A 20,862-nucleotide genomic window follows, 5' to 3' on the forward strand; every position below is an offset into this window, starting at 1 on the left:
GGGCGGGGATTTCCCCGCCTATTTGTTTCTAACAACGCCTTGACTCTTCGAGTTGAAGCCAAGCTCACTCCAATTTACCCCGATTCGCTTTTATCCTTGTATCCCTCTAAAATACGCCCACTTTGACTGACACTAGCTGCTAACTCAGTACTATGGCGACTTTATCTTCTCCAACTTCAACTCATCGCCCCTATGTCGGCCGTTTTGCGCCTTCGCCTTCGGGTGCCTTGCACTTTGGCTCGCTTATCGCCGCCCTTGGCAGTTATCTGCGTGCGCGCTCGCAACAGGGTAAATGGTTAATTCGTATTGAAGACATCGATCCTCCGCGGGAAGTCAAAGGCGCCGCCGATGATATCTTGCGCACCTTAGAAGCCTATGGATTTGAGTGGGATGATGTGCCTCTGTATCAGAGCCAGCGCACTGCGGCCTATCAAGCACAAATTGATTTGCTGCTCGCCCAAGATAAAGCCTATTTCTGCCAATGTAGTCGCAAGCAAATTCAAGCCATGGGCGGCGTCTACGATGGCCGCTGTCACCGCTTGCCACAAACTCAAGCTACAAATGTGGTTAAGTCGGGGGCGGTGCGGATAGTTAATACCGCGCAAGTGCAGCAATTTGACGATAACCTCATGGGGCATATTTGCGTCGATAGCCATTTTGCCGCCGAAGATTTCATCATCAAACGCAGCGATGGCCTGTACGCCTATCAATTGGCCGTGGTGCTCGACGATGCCTATCAAGGCATCACTGAAGTGGTTCGAGGTTGTGATTTAATCGAAGCCAGTTGTCGCCAACTGAGTTTGTATCAAAATTTTGGCTTAGCGGCACCGCAATGGTTGCACTTGCCACTCGCCTGTTTAAGTAAAGGTTTTAAGCTCTCAAAACAAAATCATGCACAGGCAATTGATACGCTTAATCCGCAGTCGAGCCTCAATGCGGCGCTGGCATTTTTAGGCCAACAACCCGTTGAGACCCAAGGTTCTGTGGCGCAAATGCTCGCTCAAGCCGTGGGGCAATTTCAATTATCCACTATACCGCAACAATCTGAGATACTGATCGAGCCCTGATATACTCATTAGGCCGCATTTGGTATATGATAGCCGCCAGATTTTTAATCAAATAACAGATCATATTTCGAGGTGTCCCATTTTTCGCCGTATCAGCCAATTCTGCAAACAGCTATTTGAAGACGCGCCTAAAACGACCGCTCCGACTCCAGCTCAGATTGAACCAACAACGCCTGAACAAAGTTCTGGAGCGTTAAGCTTAGAGTTAGTGCCAAGAGATGCCCATACCATCTCGCGCAAACAAATCAGCGAAAATGCCCTTAAGGTATTATACAGACTGAATAAATCAGGTTTTAAAGCCTATTTAGTCGGCGGCGGTGTACGCGATTTACTCTTAGGGATTGAACCGAAAGATTTCGACGTAGTGACCAATGCGACACCGGAAGAAATCAAAAAACTGTTCCGCAACTGCCGAGTCGTTGGCCGTCGTTTCCGTCTGGCCCATATTGTTTTCGGCCGCGATGTTATCGAAGTGGCGACCTTTCGTGGTCACCATGGCGAAAGCAATGAGAAAGTCTCTAAAGCCAATGCCGAAGGGCGTTTGCTACGTGATAACGTTTATGGCGAAATCGACGAAGATGCCGAGCGCCGCGATTTTACCGTCAATGCCCTCTATTACGATATCAGCGATTACTCGATCCGCAGCTACGGCGGCGGTATGGCCGATCTCAAAGCGGGTACGTTGAGATTAATTGGCGATCCTGAAACCCGTTACCGTGAAGATCCGGTGCGTATGTTAAGGGCGGTGCGTTTCGCCACTAAACTCAATATGGGTATCGAAACAGTTACAGCAGCGCCGATTAAACAATTAGCGACACTGCTAAAAGATATTCCCGCTGCGCGCATGTACGAAGAAGTGCTGAAACTCTTCTTTGCAGGCAAAGCCTTAGCCAACTTCGAACTGATGCAAGAATACAAGCTATTCGCACCGCTGTTTCCGCAAGTGGCCGCTCTGCTAAAAGATGATCCTAAAGGCACGACCATGAAAATGGTGCAAGCCATCATGAAGAGCACAGATCAAAGAGTTAACGAAGATAAGCCGGTGACGCCTTCATTCTTCTATGCTGCGCTTCTCTGGTATCCACTGCGTCAACGCGCCGAAGATATTGCCGTTGAAAGTGGCCTGACGTTATACGATGCCTTCTTTGCCGCTATGGGCGATGTGATGGAGCAGCAATGCCAAACCATTAGCATTCCACGCCGTTTTAGTACTCCAGCAAAAGACATTTGGCAGTTGCAGTTACGCTTTGATCGTAGCCAAGGTACTCGCGCCTTTAAACTGATGGAACACCCTAAGTTTAGAGCCGCATACGATTTGCTATTGCTCAGGGGCGAAGTCGAGGCGGGTAATGTCGCTAAGAGTGCCGCTTGGTGGCAACAGTTTGTTGAAGCCGATGAAACTGAACGCTTAGCCATTGCGCGTAGCGGCAGTAAATCGCCAAATCGTAACCGTAATGCCACTCAACGTCGTCGCCGTCCTCGCGCGCCGAATGCCGATGGTTCAGCGCCGACGAGCACACCTAAAGCAAGTAGCACACCAAAAGCGAAAGCGGCGGAATAATGACTCGCGTCTACGTCGCATTAGGCGCAAATCTTGAAGATCCCAAGACGCAATTGGACAATGCCGTCACGGCATTGTCCGCATTAGCCTTAGGCAATAGTCTACTGGTTTCCCCCTATTACCATTCGACGCCTATGGGCGATGTCGTGCAACCCGATTATGTTAATGCGGTGGTCAGTTTCGATACCGATCTTGAGCCATTAGCCTTACTCGATGCATTGCAGCATATCGAAAACACCCAAGGTCGAGTACGCCTTGAACGTTGGGGGCCCAGAACCTTAGATCTCGATTTACTCTTGTATGGCAATGAGAACATTGACATACCTAGACTCAAAGTGCCCCACTACGGCATGAAAGAGCGCAGCTTTGTGCTCGTGCCTTTAGCCGCAATCGCACCAAATCTTATTCTGCCGTGCAACACTGCAATCGGCAGTCTTATCGATACAAAAATGTTGGCCGAGTTACAACAACTGGGCATTGATCATTGAAGTCCGTCCCCAGTTAGCTTATAACACCACTTCTATTTGGTTTGAAGATCATCCATATGTCTAAAATTACTAGCTCAACCCTGTTGAAATACAAACAGGAAGGTAGAAAATTCACGGCACTGACAGCCTATGATGCCAGTTTTGCCAGCGCGTTCGATAGCGAAGGTGTAGATGTGCTGCTCGTCGGCGATTCTCTAGGAATGGTTCTCCAAGGCCATGACGATACCCTACCCGTCTCTACGGCAGATATCGCTTACCATACTCGCTGTGTCCGTCGCGGTATCGAACGTGCCCTGCTGATCGCCGATATGCCCTTTATGAGTTACGCCACACCAGAACAAGCTATGGTTAACGCCACTGAGTTGATGCAGGCTGGCGCGAACATGGTCAAAGTCGAAGGTGGCCACTGGTTGCTTGAAACTGTCACTAAGCTCACGGAACGCGGTATTCCCGTGTGTGCTCACTTAGGCTTAACGCCTCAGTCAGTCCATGTATTTGGTGGTTTTAAAGTGCAGGGCCGCGACGCCGAAAATGCCCAGCGCATTCTCGACGAAGCAAAAGCATTAGAAGCGGCTGGTGCTCAACTATTGGTTGTGGAATGTATTCCTGCGCCACTCGCAACGGCGATCACTCAAGCCTTAACGATTCCAGTTATTGGGATTGGCGCAGGCGCATCAACCGATGGACAAATTTTGGTCATGCATGATGTGTTAGGTATTTCAAGTGGTTATATTCCACGTTTCTCGAAAAACTACCTAAAACAAACTGGTGAAATTCGCTCGGCCGTGCGTGCTTATATCGACGAAGTTGCCCAAGGAACATTCCCTGGCGACGAACACACTTTTAATTAATAACCGATTTATGCAAGGTAAGGCTCAATGATCACTAGCGCCCATATTGATGATATTCGCACCCAAGTGCGTGCATGGCGTGCCAAGGGCGAAACCGTCGCCTTTGTGCCCACCATGGGCAATCTCCATCAGGGACACATTACTTTAGTCAAAGAAGCCGCGAGCAAGTGTGACCATGTGGTGGTCTCAATTTTCGTTAATCCAATGCAATTTGGTCAGAACGAAGATTTAGATGCTTACCCACGCACACTGGCTGCCGACAGCGAAGCCCTCAACGCCGCTGGCGCTGAGCTGTTATTCACCCCGACGCCAGCCGTGATGTATCCCAAGGGTCTAGAGCAGCAAACCTATGTCGAAGTCCCAGGGATTTCCGACGTGCTTTGTGGTGCGAGCCGTCCGGGACATTTTCGTGGTGTTGCGACTATCGTTTGTAAATTGTTTAACATAGTACAGCCCGATGTTGCGCTATTCGGTAATAAAGACTATCAACAGCTGTTAGTGATCAAAACTATGGTTGAAGACTTGTCATTACCGATTGAAATTATCGGTATTGATACCATACGTGAAGACTCAGGCTTAGCCATGAGTTCGCGCAATGGTTACCTCACTGCCGCAGAAAAAGCCGCAGCGCCTGCACTAAAACAAGCCATAGATGCCATGGCCACTGGGATCAAGCAAGGTGAAAGTTTTGAACAAGTGACCGAGCTAGCAAAAGCCAAGTTAATCGCGGCCGGTTTTACGCCGGATTATCTCGAAATTCGCCACGCTCACACGCTAGAACAGGCCCAACATCAGGATCAAGCCTTAGTGATTTTAGCCGCCGCCTATATAGGTAAAGCACGGCTTATCGATAACTTAAGGTTCGATCGCTAATAGTTAGCGTCAATCAATAAAGGGAGCTCTCGCTCCCTTTTTTATGCTTTGAATCTGCCGCGCACCATTAAATTTATCGTTTAGAATCAACCTTAGCGCCAAAAAATTGAATCGTCAAAAAACTGGTTTTATCCCTTAACTTACGCCATAGTATGATGCAGATGTTAGCGATAAGTAAAATCTTGGCCACTACAATAAACACAGTAAATTTGCCCCTTTACTGATATATAGCTAATACTTTAATACCTTAGGTTTAATGGCCCAAAAAACCAACGTCCCATGGGACGAGGGATAAATCACTGATTGAATAGACTTAATGGCGCAAGCATTAAGCTGACTATTTATCGATTGTAATCAAAGAACTAAATCATAATCGCTATGCAAGTGTACAAAGGATTTGTGGCCTAATGGTAAGACTGATACTCACCCTAATCTGTGTTATTTTGCCAAGTGCAGTACAGGCAAATACCATTTATAAATGCCGTAAAGATGACAAAATTGTCTTTAGCCAAACCGCTTGCCCGCAGGAGTTTAGTCAACATAAAATCGAATATCAGTTGGGGATCACCACGGAAGTCGACTCAGATAAAAGGGACATTCCAGTCGATCCCCTGCAAGCGCTACTGAATCGCCAAACCATTTCTAAAGAAAAATTGCTGCAATTACTCGATGGCGAAATCTATCGACTTAAACAGGAGAACAGCTATTTTGAAATTCTGCGCGCCAGTGAATTACAAAAACTAGAGCGTAAACGTTATTGGCAAAATAAAGAAAAAAGCGATCCTGAATACATCAACGAAATGGACGATATCAATACTCGCTTCAATGCGCTGACTGTGAACAATAACAGCGCAATGCAGCAACTGAAGGATAGAAAAAACCAGATCAGTGCAGAGGTCTCCCCTGAAGAATCGAAGGAGCCAGAGAAACACTGATCTCATATAAAAGGTTAGTGCTCAGCTTGTCACTCATTCACCAAGGAATTCGACCACTATGGTCGAATTTTTTTACTCATAAAACCGCTCACTAAAATCTTCATTGTGATTTAAAGTCAACCGAAGATAAACACCATATAGTTCGCCTTTAAACATGCTTTAATACCGCTAAATAGCTCTTGAATTGAGTCAATCCCACAACACTATTCTCACCATATTTCCTATAACTTGTTTCCCCGAAAAATATCACGTGATAATCGATGCATTGCTTGATTTGGTTGCAGCATTGTTTAAAAACTGAAGGATAACTTAGCAACGAGTACGACTTAACTACTAGACCAACTAGACTACTCGGCCTAAAAAAACACTCTCTAAAAAACAGATAAAAATAACTGAATCAATTGGATAACGATAAATCCATCATTTATCTACTGTGAATCCTTTGCGTAATAAATACCCTTTTGGCCAATTGCGACATATCAACGGGACTCGTATCTTCAGGGCTGAATTTGGAGTGTCTGTTGTTTTAGGCAGCCCAAGATATTTGATGCAAGGAGTCACCCGTGCCAAATACCTCTATACGCTTTTTGGTACCGCTGCTCCTGCTCTGTAGTTGTATGACCTCAGCACAAGAGCTGAATGTCAATGAGTTACCTATAACCCTGCAGGCATTACTGGAACGTTCCGGTCGCGATAACCTTATCGAACTGGTGCAACAAGGCAATGCTAACCAAGGATTACTGTTCCAATCAGGCAACGATAACAAAGCCGATGTGACACAAGTCGGCAATGATAACGATGCGCTAATCACGCAGATTGGTTCAAACAATAAAGTGCAACTACTGCAAGTGGGCAGTCAAAATACGGCTTCAGTGACACAAATTGGCAATAACAATCTCGTGCAACTGAACCAGCTAGGAAGCGGCAATTTTTCGATTCAACAGATTGCAGACGGTGCTGCAATCTCAATAACTCAATATTAAACAGGGAGCGTCACATGAAATCACAAGCTAAAAAATCACTTATTGCTTTGGCCATTGCAACAGGTTTAAGCGGTCAAGCCTTTGCTGCCAGTACAGTGAGCGAAATTAGCGTAGTACAGTCAGGCCAAGCCCAAGACACCTTAGTCTCACAAACGGGTGGCCTTAATGCTGCAGCAGTTGTGCAAACAGGTAACGATCAAACCGCAACCGTTATCCAAGACGGTGTGTGGCATGAAGCCGCAATTAATTCGACGGGTGCAGAAAACAAAGTCCAGATAACACAACAAGCTGATTGGCATGTGGCAAGTGCAAATGTTGTCGGTGACAACAACAATGTCAATGTGTCGCAAGACGGTTTCTTTAACCAAAGCAGCAATGATGTTACTGGCAACAATAACACTGCAATCGTGAGTCAATTAGGCGAAGTCAACGAAAGCCAAGTTGAAATCACTGGCGTTGAAAACAGCGTATTTGTTGAGCAAGAAGGCGATGCTAACTTTGCAGTATTCCGCGTTGAAGGCAACAACAACGACGGAAAAATTACCCAAGTAGGTGACAACAACCAAGCGGGTCTAATCGCCCTTGATTTAACCGCTAACGTGGGTAACAACAACGACGTTTCTGTTAATCAAGCGGGTAACAATAACTTTGGCGCGGCTAAAGGTATTGCAGGCGACAACAACACAGTAGACATGGTCCAAAAAGGTGATAATCATGTTGGCTTCGTTTACGCTCTTGCTGGCAGCGACAACGATATTTCGATGGATCAAAAAGGTAACGGCAACACAGCTTATCTTGCTATGACTACGGGTGATGACAACACTGTCGATATTACCCAAAATGGCAGCGGCAACACTATCGGCGATACTTTAGTGGCCGATATCCAAGGTGATGATAACGATATTACTATCACTCAAAAAGGCGATGTAAACGGTGCAGAATTCCAAGTATGGGGCGATAGCAACGACGTTGACTTGAAACAAAAAGGCGATGCTAACTTCGCAACCTTTGGTGCATACGGCACAGATAACGACTTCGATTTATCTTCTAAAGGCAATAACAACGAAATCGTTGCCTTTGCTGATGGTCAAGATAACAGTATTGAAGTTAGCCAAGAAGGTGATACTAACTTTGCCTATGTCGATGCAGTAGGTAGCGATAACGAAGTGGATGTTGAGCAAGATGGCGCTCAAAACGAAGCCGTCATTTCCATTGCTGGCAACAATAATGCCGATGTCACTGCACTGCAAAATGGCGATCTTAACCTTATCGATTTGATTATCGAAGGTGATGAAAACACTGCACAAATTGCTCAAACAGGTAACGGTAACTGGATTGGTGGTGACGCAAGTAGTTCATTTGAAGTAAGCGGTGATAATAACAGCCTGTTGATCACTCAAACAGGTAACGATAACTTAGTACTAGGCTCTCAAGCTGGCAATAACAACAGCATCAGCGTTAATCAATCAGGCAATATGAACGTTGCTACTGTAGTGCAATACTAGTCAATCCTGTTAAAACCACCACAGCTACACTCTTTGGTGGTTTATCAAAAGGGTGTTGAACAAAAAGCGGGAATGTTTAAACAAACATTCCCGCTTTTCTATTCTGACTAACCAGCAATTATTAACATTAACCACTCAAAGCGAAAAGCTAACGATCAATATCTTTAACTACCTAGCTGCACAGCTCAAAGTGGGTCTGATAGGTTTGTGCCCAACGCAACAACTCAACACGATTACGGGACTGGGTTTTACGGAAGATAGAGGAAATGTGAGCCTTCACCGTATGTTCGCTGATGCACAATCTGTGGGCGATTTCTTTATTCCTCGCGCCACTCGACACAAATTGAATAATAGTGCGCTCACGGGAAGTCAGCATCTGTAGCATAGCCACTGTATCGGAGAGCATCTCATTATTGCCATCGAGCTTTTGTACTACACGACGGAACACTTTACTCAGTAATGTTCTGTCGTACCAAAGTTCCTCTGCCACCATTTTACGCAAACCCGTCAACATCAAATCCAAACGTTGATCGGCAAACAACAGGCCACGAATACCGAGTAACATAGCCGACTCTTGATCTAAAGAGTCACGCTCAACTTGGTACAGCGCCACGGGGAAATGTGATACTAAGCGCGAAGCCAGTAAAGGGATCCCCTTGTTATCGAGTGCAGCGCCCTTTTGGGTGATCAGATAAAAACTTCGACGACTCTTATCTAAATCTAATTCCGCCGCATGCTTAACGATACGAGTTTTCAAGCCTATGGATTCAGCGAGTAACGCTAAATGACATGGTGCCGCCATTTGATGTAAAAAAACTAATTCATTAATTGTGCTCAATGACTCTCCTCCCTGAAAAGTATTTTCTATTAGCAAAATGGTATGTTTGACCAGCCTCTTTAGTTAGATTTTTAAACATTCCATTAACCTAGTTGATTCTGACTAGTTAAAGACTGAAAAACATCACCCAAATGTACTATTCCCTTTTAAATCCTAGTAAGTTCGACTAACTGACGGAATATAATTGGAATAACAGCATAAAACTCCATTAGGTTTAACCGACTCACGAAATCTAGTACTTTCAAACTATGAAGACACCCATCGAAAGTTGCAACACAAAAATAACATGCAGGCAATAAGAAAGTGTGACAGCTAAATGCCATCACACTCATGTTAGAAGCTTTATGGAAGAATGAACTTATGACTCAAGCTGAAACAATCAGCAACTCACGGCCACTAGCGTCTGAGTTTAAGTGCTGCTATTTGCTTATCTTGAAAACGAGACAATAAAACGAGTGCGACAATTGCGCCAATTAATGCCATTAACATATCTGATTGAGTGTCCCACACATAGCCTTGGGTTCCCAAAAAGGCTTCAGCGCCTTCACCTGTTGCCACTGCAACCCACCATTCAATGAGTTCATAAAACGCCGAAAACGCGAGCACAAAACATGTGACCAAAAACGCACACCAAGCACCGGGTTTGACCGCTTGATTACGCAGCATAATTTCACGCGCTAACATGGCAGGGATAAAACCTTGCGCAAAGTGACCTAACTTGTCGTAATTATTACGTTCTGAACCCATCCAATGGGCAATCGTGTCGAATAATGGCACTTCAGCATAGGTGTAATGCGCGCCGACAAACAGCACACAGCAATGGGCTAACACTAAAACATACACCAGCGGCGTTAATGGGAAGCGTTTGCGGGTAAAAAATAGCAGTGGCACAGCCACTAATGCGGGAGCCGCTTCGAGCCACCAAGTGAAAGGATCTGCGGGATTTATCGCCGACCAAACGAGCACTAAGAGGTAAATAGCACACCACGCGATTTTGTTATTCAATGTTTCTTCCTCTTATGCGATATTGTTCTTAATTTAGAATATTAACTTTAGCCATCTAGCCCTCCACACTGAGTAAAAAAAGTGCTATTTTGGTGGGTGAAGGTTGTCAGCATATCATAAGAAACATTTCTATTAATTAGAGGGTACCCATATCATGGCGAAACATTCGCTGGACAAGGATAAGATCAAGATCCTGCTGTTGGAAGGCGTCCACCAATCTGCAGTCGATGTACTTGAGCGTGCGGGATACACCAACATCGAATACCACAAAGCCTCATTAGGCGATGAAGCATTAATTGAGTCCATCAAAGATGCACATTTCGTGGGACTTCGTTCACGTACCCAATTAACTGCCGAGGTGCTGAAACGTGCCGAGAAGTTGATCGCGATCGGTTGCTTCTGTATCGGAACCAACCAAGTTGATCTTGCCACCGCCGAATCCCTTGGTATCCCAGTATTTAACGCACCATTCTCCAACACGCGAAGTGTTGCCGAACTCGTGATTGGCGAAATCATTATGCTGATGCGCGGTATCCCTGAGCGTAACGCCATCGCCCACCGTGGTGGCTGGATGAAAACCGCCGCTGGCAGCTACGAAGTGCGCGGAAAAACCTTAGGCGTAATCGGTTACGGTCATATCGGTACTCAGCTTGGTATTCTGGCTGAGACGCTGGGCATGCGCGTGGTGTTCTTCGATATCGAAGACAAACTGCCGCTAGGCAATGCACAACAAATTCATTCAATGGAACAATTACTGGCGCAAGCTGACGTAGTGAGCTTACACGTACCTGAAACCCCACAAACCAAAGACATGATAGGCGCAGCTGAATTTGCGGCGATGAAAAAGGGCAGCATCTTTATCAACGCATCACGCGGCACTGTAGTCGATATCGAGGCCTTAACAGTCGCACTCAAAGAGCGCCACCTTGCGGGCGCGGCGATTGATGTGTTCCCAGTTGAGCCGCAATCGAATGACGATGAATTTATCAGCCCACTTCGAGGTCTTGATAACGTATTGCTGACACCGCATGTGGGTGGTAGTACTGCTGAAGCCCAAGAAAACATTGGTATCGAAGTCGCTGGCAAGCTCGCTAAATACTCAGACAACGGCTCGACCGTATCTGCAGTTAACTTCCCTGAAGTTTCGCTGCCTATGCATAAAGGCACCTCACGCTTACTGCATATTCACCAAAACCGTCCAGGCGTGCTGATCAAGATCAACCAAGCCTTCTCGGAAAAAGGCATCAACATTGCCGCGCAATATCTGCAAACCACCGCAGAAATTGGTTATGTGGTCATGGAAGTCGACACCCACCAAGCCGAAGAAGCTTTAGTGGAATTGAAGGCCATTGAAGGCACACTGCGTACCCGCGTGCTGTTTTAACTGCGTACCCGCGTGCTGTTTTAAACTTTAAACTCCACTCGCTTTAAGCCTATCGACTAAAGCACACATAATAAGGCGCACAGATCATTCACAGATATGTGCGCCTTATGCTTTTGAGCCAACTGGAATTCCGTTACAATCTAGCCTCTCACATCGTCTTTATTTTCAGGATCTCGCTATGACTATTTCAGTTTCTACGCCCCATTGGGATCTGGACGCTACCTTGCCTCCACTTATGCTTGCCAACTTATCTCATTTGGGCCTCATCAAAGTCGTTGGAGAACAAGGCCGCAGTTTTATCCATGGCCAAGTGACCACAGATATCAGCTCATTGGCCACAGATCAATGGCGCTGGGGCGCCCATTGCGATCCTAAAGGTAAAATGCTGGCCAGTTTCAGAACCTTTGCCATTCAAGATGCACTCTTTATGTTGATGCCAAAGGATGCCATCGAAGTCGATTTACCCCAGTTACAAAAATATGCCGTGTTTAGTAAAGCCACCTTAAGCAATGCATCCGCTGAGTGGACTCTGCTCGGCGTTGCTGGTGAACAGGCAAGCCAATTCGTGAACAAACATTTTGGTGACATTCAGCAAGAGCTCACACTCATTGAAAAGGGTGCGATTTTAAAAGACGCTGAACGTTTTATTTTAGTATTAACACCAGATGCCGCAGCAGCTTTAGTTGCGCAATCGGAACTGAGTGTATTTGACGCCAGTGCATGGCAAGCGTTAGAGATTGCAGCAGGTTACCCCAACCTTGCCGCCAGCCATGCCAGCCAGTACGTACCGCAGATGTGTAATCTACAAGCGGTTAACGGTATCAGCTTCAATAAGGGCTGTTACATGGGGCAAGAAACCATAGCGCGCATGAAATATCGCGGTGGTAATAAACGCGCCCTGTATATTTTGCGCGGTCACACTAGTCTTCAAATCACCCTAGCATCAGGCCTCGAAATCGCGATGGAAGACAGTTTTCGCCGTGGCGGTCAAATCATTGAGTTTGTACAGCGTGGCAATCAAGTCTTGTTAACCGCCGTACTTCCTAATGACACGCCTAATGATACTCAGCTGCGTTTTGCCGACGATGAACAATCACATTTAACGATCCAAGCCCTGCCCTACTCATTAGATGAAGCGTAATGCTTTGATTTAATATAATTAGTATAAAATATTGAAGCAAAATAAAGGCGCCAATGGCGCCTTTACCTTAGTCAATGCACTTCGAGCATCAATTTTCTAAATAAGTATCTCGAATGGCAATTGCTTCTGGCAGGATTTGCTTGAACTCCTCCACCAACTTAGGATCGAAATGTTTTCCCGCTTGATTTTCAAATAGCTCCATAGTTGCTTCAATCGTCCAAGCCTGCTTGTAAGGCCGTTGCGAAGTCAGCGCATCGAACACATCCGCAATCGCGGTGATACGCCCTTCAAGGGGAATTTCTTCACCTACCAAGCCATTGGGGTAACCTGAACCATCCCACTTCTCATGGTGAGTTAAGGCGATACGACGGGCCATTTGCAATAACGGATCGCTATGTTCTCCAATAATTTCTGCACCTATGGCGGCGTGCTGCTGCATAATTTCCCATTCCTGCGCATCAAGTTTCCCTGGCTTTTTCAGCACAGCATCGGGCGTACCGATTTTACCAATATCGTGCATAGGCGCCGCATTAAAAATCAAGTCACAAAAGGTTGTCGGTAAGCCGAGCTTTATCGCTAATATGCGGGCGTAATGGCTCATACGCACAACATGTAGACCCGTCTCGTTGTCCTTGTATTCAGCAGCACGGCCAAGACGACGGATAATCTCGAAACGGGTTTCTTCTAATTCGTGGGTACGAACTTTAACTTGTTGTTCGAGTAGACGTTTTTGATCATAGAGCGCAAGATGCGTTTTAACCCGCGCTTTAACGACAGGCGCACTGACAGGCTTAGTAATATAATCCACCGCGCCCAATGCAAAACCTTGGGCTTCATCAGCAATTTCAGATAAGGCGGTCACGAATATCACCGGAATATGGCTGGTCAGCGGCTCTTGCTTTAGCAGCTTGCAGACTTCATAGCCATTCATACCTGGCATCATGACATCGAGCAGAATCAAGTCAGGCCGCGATTTTGTCACTAACGCTAATGCCCTTGGCCCATCGATCGCCACTTTGACTTTGTAATCATCACCTAGAATACCGATCAAAATATCAATATTCTCAGGTGTGTCATCGACGACTAATATTGTTGCTTTTTCCATTAACAACTCCACTCAATGTCACACATTATAAATTCGCGCTACCGCTTTCTATCCTAACTGTGTAATCACATCGTCAATTAAGTCGATTGCCTCATCAAACTGATACTGGTTAATCATAGATAAAGCGGGGCTTAATGTTTGCCACATTGCACTACTCACCTTCGGCTTTAACGCATCAATTTTTGCCACAGCGCTGGCATCGGCTTCATCTAGATTCTGACGTAAGACCCGTAATTCGGCTCTCAAGTCCTCATCTGATAGCAAGTCCACCGCTCGGGGCTCGGCTTGATTCACTATCGCAGGCTTAGCCTGTTCAATCGCATCGCAGATAGAGGCTACTAGCGGTTGAATTTGAACTAATTCATCTTCATAGGGCGCTTTCTCTGTTAAATGCAACTCAAGCAAACGCGCTAATTCCACCAATTTTGCCGAACTTAAATTACCCGCTAAGCCTTTAAGGGTGTGGGCGATACGCACCGCATCTTCGACTTGATTCGCCGCGATGGCTTTGCGAACCTGCTCCACGACATTACGTTGACTGCTCACAAAACGATCAAAGATTCGTTGATAAAGACGCGTCGAATGCTGCACCAGTTGCAAACCTCTATCGATATCCAACTCAGGGTGTTCTGGCCACTTGAGCAATACCGTTTGATCTGCGCCATTGCTGACTTCACCCTGTGTGCTGGACGAAGTTAACCGAGTTGAGGCTTCCGCCCTTATCGCAGCAGAAATTCCAGAAGAAGAGCCGAGGTATTTCAATAGGGTTTGATAGAGCACATTCACTTCTATGGGCTTGGCAATATGGTCATTCATCCCAGCCCGAAGACACATATCTCTATCACCAGCCATCGCATTCGCAGTCATAGCGACGACAGGTAAATTTGCCAACTCAGGCCTTTTCCTTATTGCTTTAGTGGCTTGATAACCATCCATCACCGGCATTTGGCAGTCCATCAACACTAGATCGAAATGCTGTTGGGATAGCTTATCTAAGGCAATTTGGCCATTGGTCGCTATGGATAAAATAATCCCCACTTGCTCTAAAAACTCGCTGGCGACTTCAAGGTTCATCTCGTTATCTTCCACTAATAAGATACGTTTCCCTTGAAGTGGCAATAATAACTGCGGAGCCAGCTCTTCAGTGCGGCGTCTCACTGGCAATATGCCTTCACGGCCAATCGCATTCATTATGCCATCGAGCATGCGTGAGGCGCTGATGGGTTTACTGATGTACCCCGCCAGTGCTAATTGCTCAATTTGAGTGATAAATTCATGATTCGCATGGGCGGATACCATCAAGATCTTAGGCTGAGACTTAGCCTGTAGTTGGATCTGACGGGCGGTTTCTAACCCGTCCATATTGGGCATTTTCCAATCGATTAATGCCACTTCATAGGTCTGCAGTAGGCAGCGGTTTATTGCTTCTTCACCTGAACGAACCGTATCGACTCTAAAGCCCATACTTTCGAGCGTTGTACGCATTATGTCTCTGGCGGTCGCGTTATCATCTACCACCAGCACAGACATGCCCTCAAGCTCTTGCTCAAGCACTAATTTTTGGCCCTCGGAAATTTGTAACTTCACAGTGAAATAGAAGGTGCTGCCATGACCAAATTGACTTTCGACACCAATATTGCCCCCCATGAGTTCAACGAGTTGCTTGCAAATAGCCAAACCTAAGCCTGTACCACCGTATTTACGGGTGGTTGAAGTATCCGCTTGGGTAAAGGATTTAAATAATTTTGCTTGCTGCTGCTCAGTTAAGCCTATGCCGCTGTCACGCACACTAAAACGCAGCACGACATCATCATCTTGCTGCTCAACTAAGCTTAGCGACAATAACACCTCACCCCGTTCGGTGAACTTAATGGCGTTATTCATCAGATTAATCAACACTTGCCCTAACCGCAGCGAATCCCCTAACAGATAACGAGGCACATTGGGCGCAACGGCAAACAATAATTCAATCTGTTTGTGGGCGGCTTTCTCAGAAAACATATCGCTGAGATCTTCCAACATAGTGTCGAGCTGAAATGGCACAGATTCTATGTCGAGCTTACCCGCTTCAATCTTAGAAAAATCCAGAATATCATTGATAATTGATAGTAGAGACTGCGATGCCCGCTCAATCTTCTCTACATAATTTTTCTGTTTTTGATCAAGCTCTGTCTGTAAGCACAGCTGGGACATGCCGATAATGGCATTCATTGGGGTGCGTATTTCATGGGACATATTCGCCAAGAAGTCACCTTTGGCTTTACTGGCGGCATCGGCTTGCTCTTTGGCAAGTAACAGTTCATCGGAGAGTAATTTAAGCTCTGTCATATCGACCATGCTTATCACAGCCGATTCAAATTGTCCTTGGGCATCTAACAGTGCCGACACATTGACCGTCATCCATAAAGGTGCACCAGAAGGACGAATAAAGCTTCTCTCGCCACGATAATGGTCAATTTTGCCACCGACCAATTCCTTAAATTGCTCCTTGGCGATAAGCTTATCTTGCGCGCTAAGGACCTCAAAAATTGCGGTATTGCGTAAACTCTCCCGTGACCGCGCCATATCGGCACAGAATTGATCATTACAATCTAAGATAACGCCTTTAACATCCACATTGACAATACCAATGGTCGCACCATCAAACAGTGCCTTAAAGTGCGCTTCACTGAGGGCTAACTCTTGTTCTATGCTCTTGCGTTGGGTGATGTCCATTACATACCCATTCCAAGTAATAGCGCCATCTTCTTCTACATGGCCGCTCGCACCCGCCTCCATCCAACGTATGCTGCCATTGGGATGGCGATAACGAAACTCGCGGATCCATTGAAACCTATCTTCACTCTTACCCGAAAGTGCCAGCACGACATCCGGCCTTTCTTCATCAAAAATTCGCTCAGCGATGATGTCAAAATTACTAATAAGATCATCACGATGTAGCCCCAGCATTTTCATTGCCGCACCAGAGAGAAAGGTAAATCTGCGATCAGTAGGCGAGTGCCACAACAATTGGTACACGGTACAAGGAATAGACTCTGTAATATTGGTCAATTGCAGGCGCGAAGCCTCTAGCTGCCCTATAGCAAACTTACTCTCTGTGATGTCATCAATACTGCCGTCGAACCAAAGTGGAACGCCCTCTTCGGTATAACTTGCCTTACCTTTCTCATGCACCCAGCGCACACTGCCATCGCGATGGCGGATACGATATTCCACTTCAAAGGTAGCTTGAAGTGCGAGTGCTTTATCCATTTCGTGCAGGCAGAAGCCCCGATCTTCCTCGATGATCAAAGAGATATAAGTACGATTCTGATTATTGATAAATTGGCTTGCGGCATATCCCGTAATTTCACCAATATTGTCACTGATATATTCCATTACCCAAATATCGCCAATACGTAAACGATATACGGCGCTAGGGATATTGGAGACCAATCCACGAAAACGCTCCTCACTCTCCCGAATTTTAAGTTCAACCGCAATTTTATCCGTCATATCGCGAATCGAAGCTGCAACTTGCTTTTGTCCATCCGCATCCGCAGGGAGCATACTCAGCGCAATTTCAGCAATAAATTCATTACCATCGGCTTTTAAAGCCCGAACATGACGCGCATTTGCCATGCCTCTATCGCGGCCTTCGCGAAGGAATTGTTGTCGCTCAAGAACATGTCGGGTACCCAATTCTTGTGGTAGTAACTGCTCAACTTGCAAACCCAACATAGCCCCTGTATCAAATCCAAAAAGCTGCTGGCAACGACTGTTAGTAAAAACGATTAACCCCTGTTGGTCGACAATCAACATGGCCTCAGGCGCAGCCTCAAGCACGGCATTTGACCAAGCCGCCGCCGAAAACTGCTCAGTAATATCGGTAAATAACATTTCCACCGACATTAACTCACCAGTATCTGATAATAATGGCTGCATAAAGACATCGAGCCTTCTTAAATACCCTTTTTCATCTAGCATTTCCACTTGATGCGAAGGCACATTCTGGCCCTTTAAGGCTAAATCGGTATATTCCCAGTTCTTCTCATTGAGGGGATTAGCCGAGAAGAGTCTTTGATATTTGCGCTTGAGCAAATCAGGGGAGATCCCCAGCACCTTAGTTACCCCCTCACTAACCTGGGCGAGTTGGCCATTAGGTTCGAGGGAACAATAGAAAGATTTATCACTCATACCATCAATTAGGCGCGCAAAGCGATTACCGCGGGAATCAAGAATGGCTTGTTCACGTTCTGCAAGTAATTCCGCCATTTGATTGAAGGTATTACTCAGCGTCACAATCTCACTTACGGCACCTTTAGGTACAATAAGCTGCTGAGTTTTACCCTGTCCAAAGGACAAGATACCCGACTCGAGTAGCTCTAACGGCCGAGTTAACCGTTTCGCCGCCAGATAACAAGTCAGCAATAATAAGAGGGTTAATAAGCTTAAATTGAGGATGATAGATGCCAGATCATCAAGCAGGGAGTTGAATAAATCTTGTTCTGGCGCTAATACAATCACACGCCACTTTAAATGCGGTACAGTCGCAATACTCGCAAGATAAACAACATCTTGGTTATCGACAAACCTTGCTTGACCATCAAGCCTTTTATCCTGTAGCGTCCAAAAATCGGCATTTTTATCTTTATTCTTATCGAGCCACTGGGCTGAAGTCGTTGCCAGCACTTTTTCTTTATCTACATGATAAATAAGCCGCCCTTGATCGTCTAAAACCACCAGACGATTTGGTGCAATCCCCAATTGTTTTGGCAATCCATCTAAGGCTAAATCAACCGTCGCAACCCCAAAATAATTACCTACCGCACCAAAAGGAGCCGAATAGGTCAACATCAGAATATTTCCCGCCCCCTCATCAAAGTATGCCTTTGACCAATAACCGTTCGCTTGATTGATAGCCTTGCTCCACCAATCCCAAGTGCCATCGGTATAGTCGTAGCCTTCAGCGCCAATATCGAGGTAGTGTAAATCGTTACCACCACTTGTATCGCGGTAAACATAGGGGGAAAAGAGCTTTCGATTGGGGAAGGTATTAGGTTTAAACGCGACTGCGGAGCCAAAAAAATCAGGGTTACGTATGACTCGATTCATCAAGACACTTTTAACACTCTCAGTGTCATTCATGTCTTCTTTACTTGACAAAAAACCAATAAAATCAGCAAGACCTTGGGTGTTGGCCTCCGCATGCTCGAGCAGAAACTGCAGACGAGAAGCCGAATGACTCGCCTCTTGTGTCAGGCTATGGTAAAGCCGATTCTCTGAGGAGATATAACTAAACCAAGCGTTTACACCATAGACACTCGCCATAATTAAAATGAGAGGCAAGGCTATGTGGGATAAAATCCTACTGCGAAAAGTACGAAGTTTACTTTTTTCCATGGTGTCGCCCTAAAGCCCCCGATTTTATAAGCACTGCATTTAAAAATAGCACTTATAAAGTAAACGAAGAATTTAGTGGCGACAATGTCAAAGTTAAAATAATGTGAAGTAATTTATTGTTTTAACAATACTAATAAGCCGTCTCTAAGAAGCCGTCTCTAAGAAGCCGTCTCTAAGGTTTGATTAGGTAAGATACGAGCAAAATAACTTTGGGTTTCGGCGATAATGATATGCCTCAAGCCCACAATGGCGATCAAGTTAGGGATCGCCATCAAACCATTAACCGTATCGGCCAACAACCAAATCACATCCAGTTTGATAAAAGCACCACCGGCAATCAGCACCAAAAACACCACTTGATACATGCGTAGCCCGCGCTCACCGACTAAGTAATACCAACAGCGTTCACCATAATAATGCCAGCCCAAAATCGTTGTAAACGCAAAACACACTAGCGCAATCGTCACCAAATACTGACCCACAAGCGCTGAACCTCCCAGAGCAAAAGCAGCACTCGTCATCGCGGCACCCGCCGTCTCACCACTCCATACCCCAGTGATAATCAGCACTAACCCCGTCATAGTGCAAATGATAATGGTATCGAAGAAAGTACCCGTCATGCTGACGAGACCTTGCTCAACGGGTTCATTGGTCTTAGCGGCAGCGGCGGCAATGGGTGCACTACCTAATCCAGATTCGTTCGAGAACACACCGCGGGCAATACCGATTTGAATCGCCTGCGCGACTGTCGCCCCTAAAAATCCCCCCGCAGCTGAGAGTGGCGTAAAGGCAGATTCAAGCACTAAAGCTAAGGCGGGTAAGATCTGCTCGGAGAAACCGACTAAGATCCACACGCAGGCCAGCACATAACCAATCGACATCGCAGGCACAAGTTTTTGCGCCACATTTGAAATGCGCTTTACGCCACCCAAAGTGACTGCAGCAACTAACACAGTCAACACAGTCGCAGTCAACCAAGTCGGCACCTCAAAGGCAATCGTCAGCGCATCGCTGATGGCGTTAACCTGTGCAAAAGTACCGATACCGAAAAAGGCCACACCAACCCCAAAGAGAGCAAACAATTTCGCCATCCAAGGTAGACCAAGGCCGTGCTCGATATAATACATAGGGCCACCCGCAATCTGCCCACGAGCATCGGTGGTACGGTACTTTACCGCCAACATACATTCAGCATATTTAGTCGCCATGCCGAAAAATGCCGCCAGCCACATCCAAAATAACGCCCCAGGGCCACCCATTTTTATTGCCGTCGCCACGCCAACAATATTACCGGTACCGATAGTGGCGGACAGCGCAGTACAAAGCGCGGCAAAGGAAGATAAATCCCCATGACCTTTGGCAGGTTTAAACAACAATCCCATCGCCATCGGCAGACGAAATACTTGGATAAGCTTGAGGCGCACAGTGAGGTAAACCCCTGTACCCACCAGCAAACAAAGGGTAATTGGGCCCCAAACGATGCCATTAATACTGGCAAGTAAAGCTTGAAAACTCATGATATTCCTCGAATATTAAACAACAAAATTAATAAACGGAGGAGGAAAAGAAATGGCTGTGACGCGCCGCAGTCGGACGCTATAGCGAGCTATTTTGACCTAATCTCGGCCGAGAATCGCCTAAGCTGAACGCTAAAAGCGTAGCAAGCGAGAGCTCTACACGAGTGCTTTCAATAAGAGCAAAAGTGCTCCATCTCAAGCTAAAGAGTAAAAATAGCCCACGACGA

The 20,862-nt window shown here is 46.1% G+C and carries 15 protein-coding genes; 10 read left to right on the forward strand and 5 right to left on the reverse strand.

Going from position 1 to position 20,862, the window contains the following annotated elements; translation table 11 throughout:
- Positions 1 to 152: 152 nt before the first annotated feature.
- The 8 genes from gluQRS (at position 153) to Q4Q52_RS19080 (ending at position 8,263) form a co-directional block, all read left to right on the forward strand.
- The gene (gluQRS, locus tag Q4Q52_RS19045) at positions 153 to 1,067 is read left to right on the forward strand and encodes a tRNA glutamyl-Q(34) synthetase GluQRS (RefSeq protein ID WP_311991364.1); all 915 of its coding nucleotides are present in this window, start codon (positions 153 to 155) and stop codon (positions 1,065 to 1,067) included.
- Between the two features lie 19 nt (positions 1,068 to 1,086).
- The gene (locus Q4Q52_RS19050) at positions 1,087 to 2,628 is read left to right on the forward strand and encodes a polynucleotide adenylyltransferase PcnB (RefSeq protein ID WP_311991365.1); all 1,542 of its coding nucleotides are present in this window, start codon (positions 1,087 to 1,089) and stop codon (positions 2,626 to 2,628) included.
- Positions 2,628 to 3,116, forward strand: coding sequence for a 2-amino-4-hydroxy-6-hydroxymethyldihydropteridine diphosphokinase (gene folK, locus Q4Q52_RS19055; RefSeq protein ID WP_311991366.1), 489 nt, complete (start codon positions 2,628 to 2,630; stop codon positions 3,114 to 3,116). Before Q4Q52_RS19050 ends, folK begins: the two co-directional genes overlap by 1 nt.
- Positions 3,117 to 3,172: 56 nt before the next feature.
- Positions 3,173 to 3,967: a 3-methyl-2-oxobutanoate hydroxymethyltransferase gene (gene panB / locus Q4Q52_RS19060; protein WP_106649539.1), complete on the forward strand. Its 795-nt coding sequence runs from the start codon at positions 3,173 to 3,175 to the stop codon at positions 3,965 to 3,967.
- Positions 3,968 to 3,994: 27 nt separating this feature from the next.
- A complete protein-coding gene (gene panC, locus Q4Q52_RS19065; RefSeq protein ID WP_311889713.1) occupies positions 3,995 to 4,840 on the forward strand; it encodes a pantoate--beta-alanine ligase in 846 nt (281 codons plus the stop codon).
- A 407-nt stretch (positions 4,841 to 5,247) separates the two neighbouring features.
- The gene (locus tag Q4Q52_RS19070) at positions 5,248 to 5,775 is read left to right on the forward strand and encodes a DUF4124 domain-containing protein (protein ID WP_261273446.1); all 528 of its coding nucleotides are present in this window, start codon (positions 5,248 to 5,250) and stop codon (positions 5,773 to 5,775) included.
- 563 nt (positions 5,776 to 6,338) lie between these two features.
- Entirely contained in the window at positions 6,339 to 6,758 is a 420-nt protein-coding gene (locus tag Q4Q52_RS19075) for a curlin (protein WP_107946592.1), read from the forward strand.
- 14 nt (positions 6,759 to 6,772) lie between these two features.
- Positions 6,773 to 8,263, forward strand: coding sequence for a curlin (locus Q4Q52_RS19080; protein WP_311988093.1), 1,491 nt, complete (start codon positions 6,773 to 6,775; stop codon positions 8,261 to 8,263).
- A 172-nt stretch (positions 8,264 to 8,435) separates the two neighbouring features.
- Here Q4Q52_RS19080 and Q4Q52_RS19085 read toward each other — a convergent pair whose 3' ends face one another.
- Together Q4Q52_RS19085 and Q4Q52_RS19090 are read right to left on the reverse strand one after the other, a co-directional pair.
- Positions 8,436 to 9,101 (reverse strand): LuxR C-terminal-related transcriptional regulator, encoded by a 666-nt coding sequence (locus Q4Q52_RS19085; protein ID WP_006085993.1) that lies wholly within the window; start codon positions 9,099 to 9,101, stop codon positions 8,436 to 8,438.
- A 396-nt stretch (positions 9,102 to 9,497) separates the two neighbouring features.
- Positions 9,498 to 10,106 (reverse strand): DUF2238 domain-containing protein, encoded by a 609-nt coding sequence (locus Q4Q52_RS19090; protein ID WP_012088339.1) that lies wholly within the window; start codon positions 10,104 to 10,106, stop codon positions 9,498 to 9,500.
- 154 nt (positions 10,107 to 10,260) lie between these two features.
- On the opposite strand from Q4Q52_RS19090, the gene serA reads away from it, so the two are divergent.
- A complete protein-coding gene (gene serA / locus Q4Q52_RS19095; RefSeq protein ID WP_012088338.1) occupies positions 10,261 to 11,490 on the forward strand; it encodes a phosphoglycerate dehydrogenase in 1,230 nt (409 codons plus the stop codon).
- Between the two features lie 178 nt (positions 11,491 to 11,668).
- The gene (ygfZ, locus tag Q4Q52_RS19100) at positions 11,669 to 12,631 is read left to right on the forward strand and encodes a tRNA-modifying protein YgfZ (RefSeq protein WP_311906363.1); all 963 of its coding nucleotides are present in this window, start codon (positions 11,669 to 11,671) and stop codon (positions 12,629 to 12,631) included.
- An 88-nt stretch (positions 12,632 to 12,719) separates the two neighbouring features.
- Here ygfZ and Q4Q52_RS19105 read toward each other — a convergent pair whose 3' ends face one another.
- The 3 genes from Q4Q52_RS19105 to Q4Q52_RS19115 all read right to left on the reverse strand — a co-directional run bounded on the left by Q4Q52_RS19105 (position 12,720) and on the right by Q4Q52_RS19115 (position 20,635).
- Entirely contained in the window at positions 12,720 to 13,736 is a 1,017-nt protein-coding gene (locus tag Q4Q52_RS19105; RefSeq protein ID WP_028759378.1) for a two-component system response regulator, read from the reverse strand.
- Between the two features lie 48 nt (positions 13,737 to 13,784).
- Positions 13,785 to 19,118 carry a PAS domain S-box protein gene (locus tag Q4Q52_RS19110; protein WP_311991367.1) on the reverse strand — a complete coding sequence of 1,778 codons (5,334 nt, stop codon included), beginning with the start codon at positions 19,116 to 19,118 and terminating at the stop codon, positions 13,785 to 13,787.
- Between the two features lie 158 nt (positions 19,119 to 19,276).
- A complete protein-coding gene (locus tag Q4Q52_RS19115; RefSeq protein WP_286992952.1) occupies positions 19,277 to 20,635 on the reverse strand; it encodes a sodium:alanine symporter family protein in 1,359 nt (452 codons plus the stop codon).
- Positions 20,636 to 20,862 lie beyond the last annotated feature (227 nt).

Source organism: Shewanella sp. SP1S2-4 (genome assembly GCF_031932075.1).
GTDB lineage: Bacteria > Pseudomonadota > Gammaproteobacteria > Enterobacterales > Shewanellaceae > Shewanella > Shewanella baltica.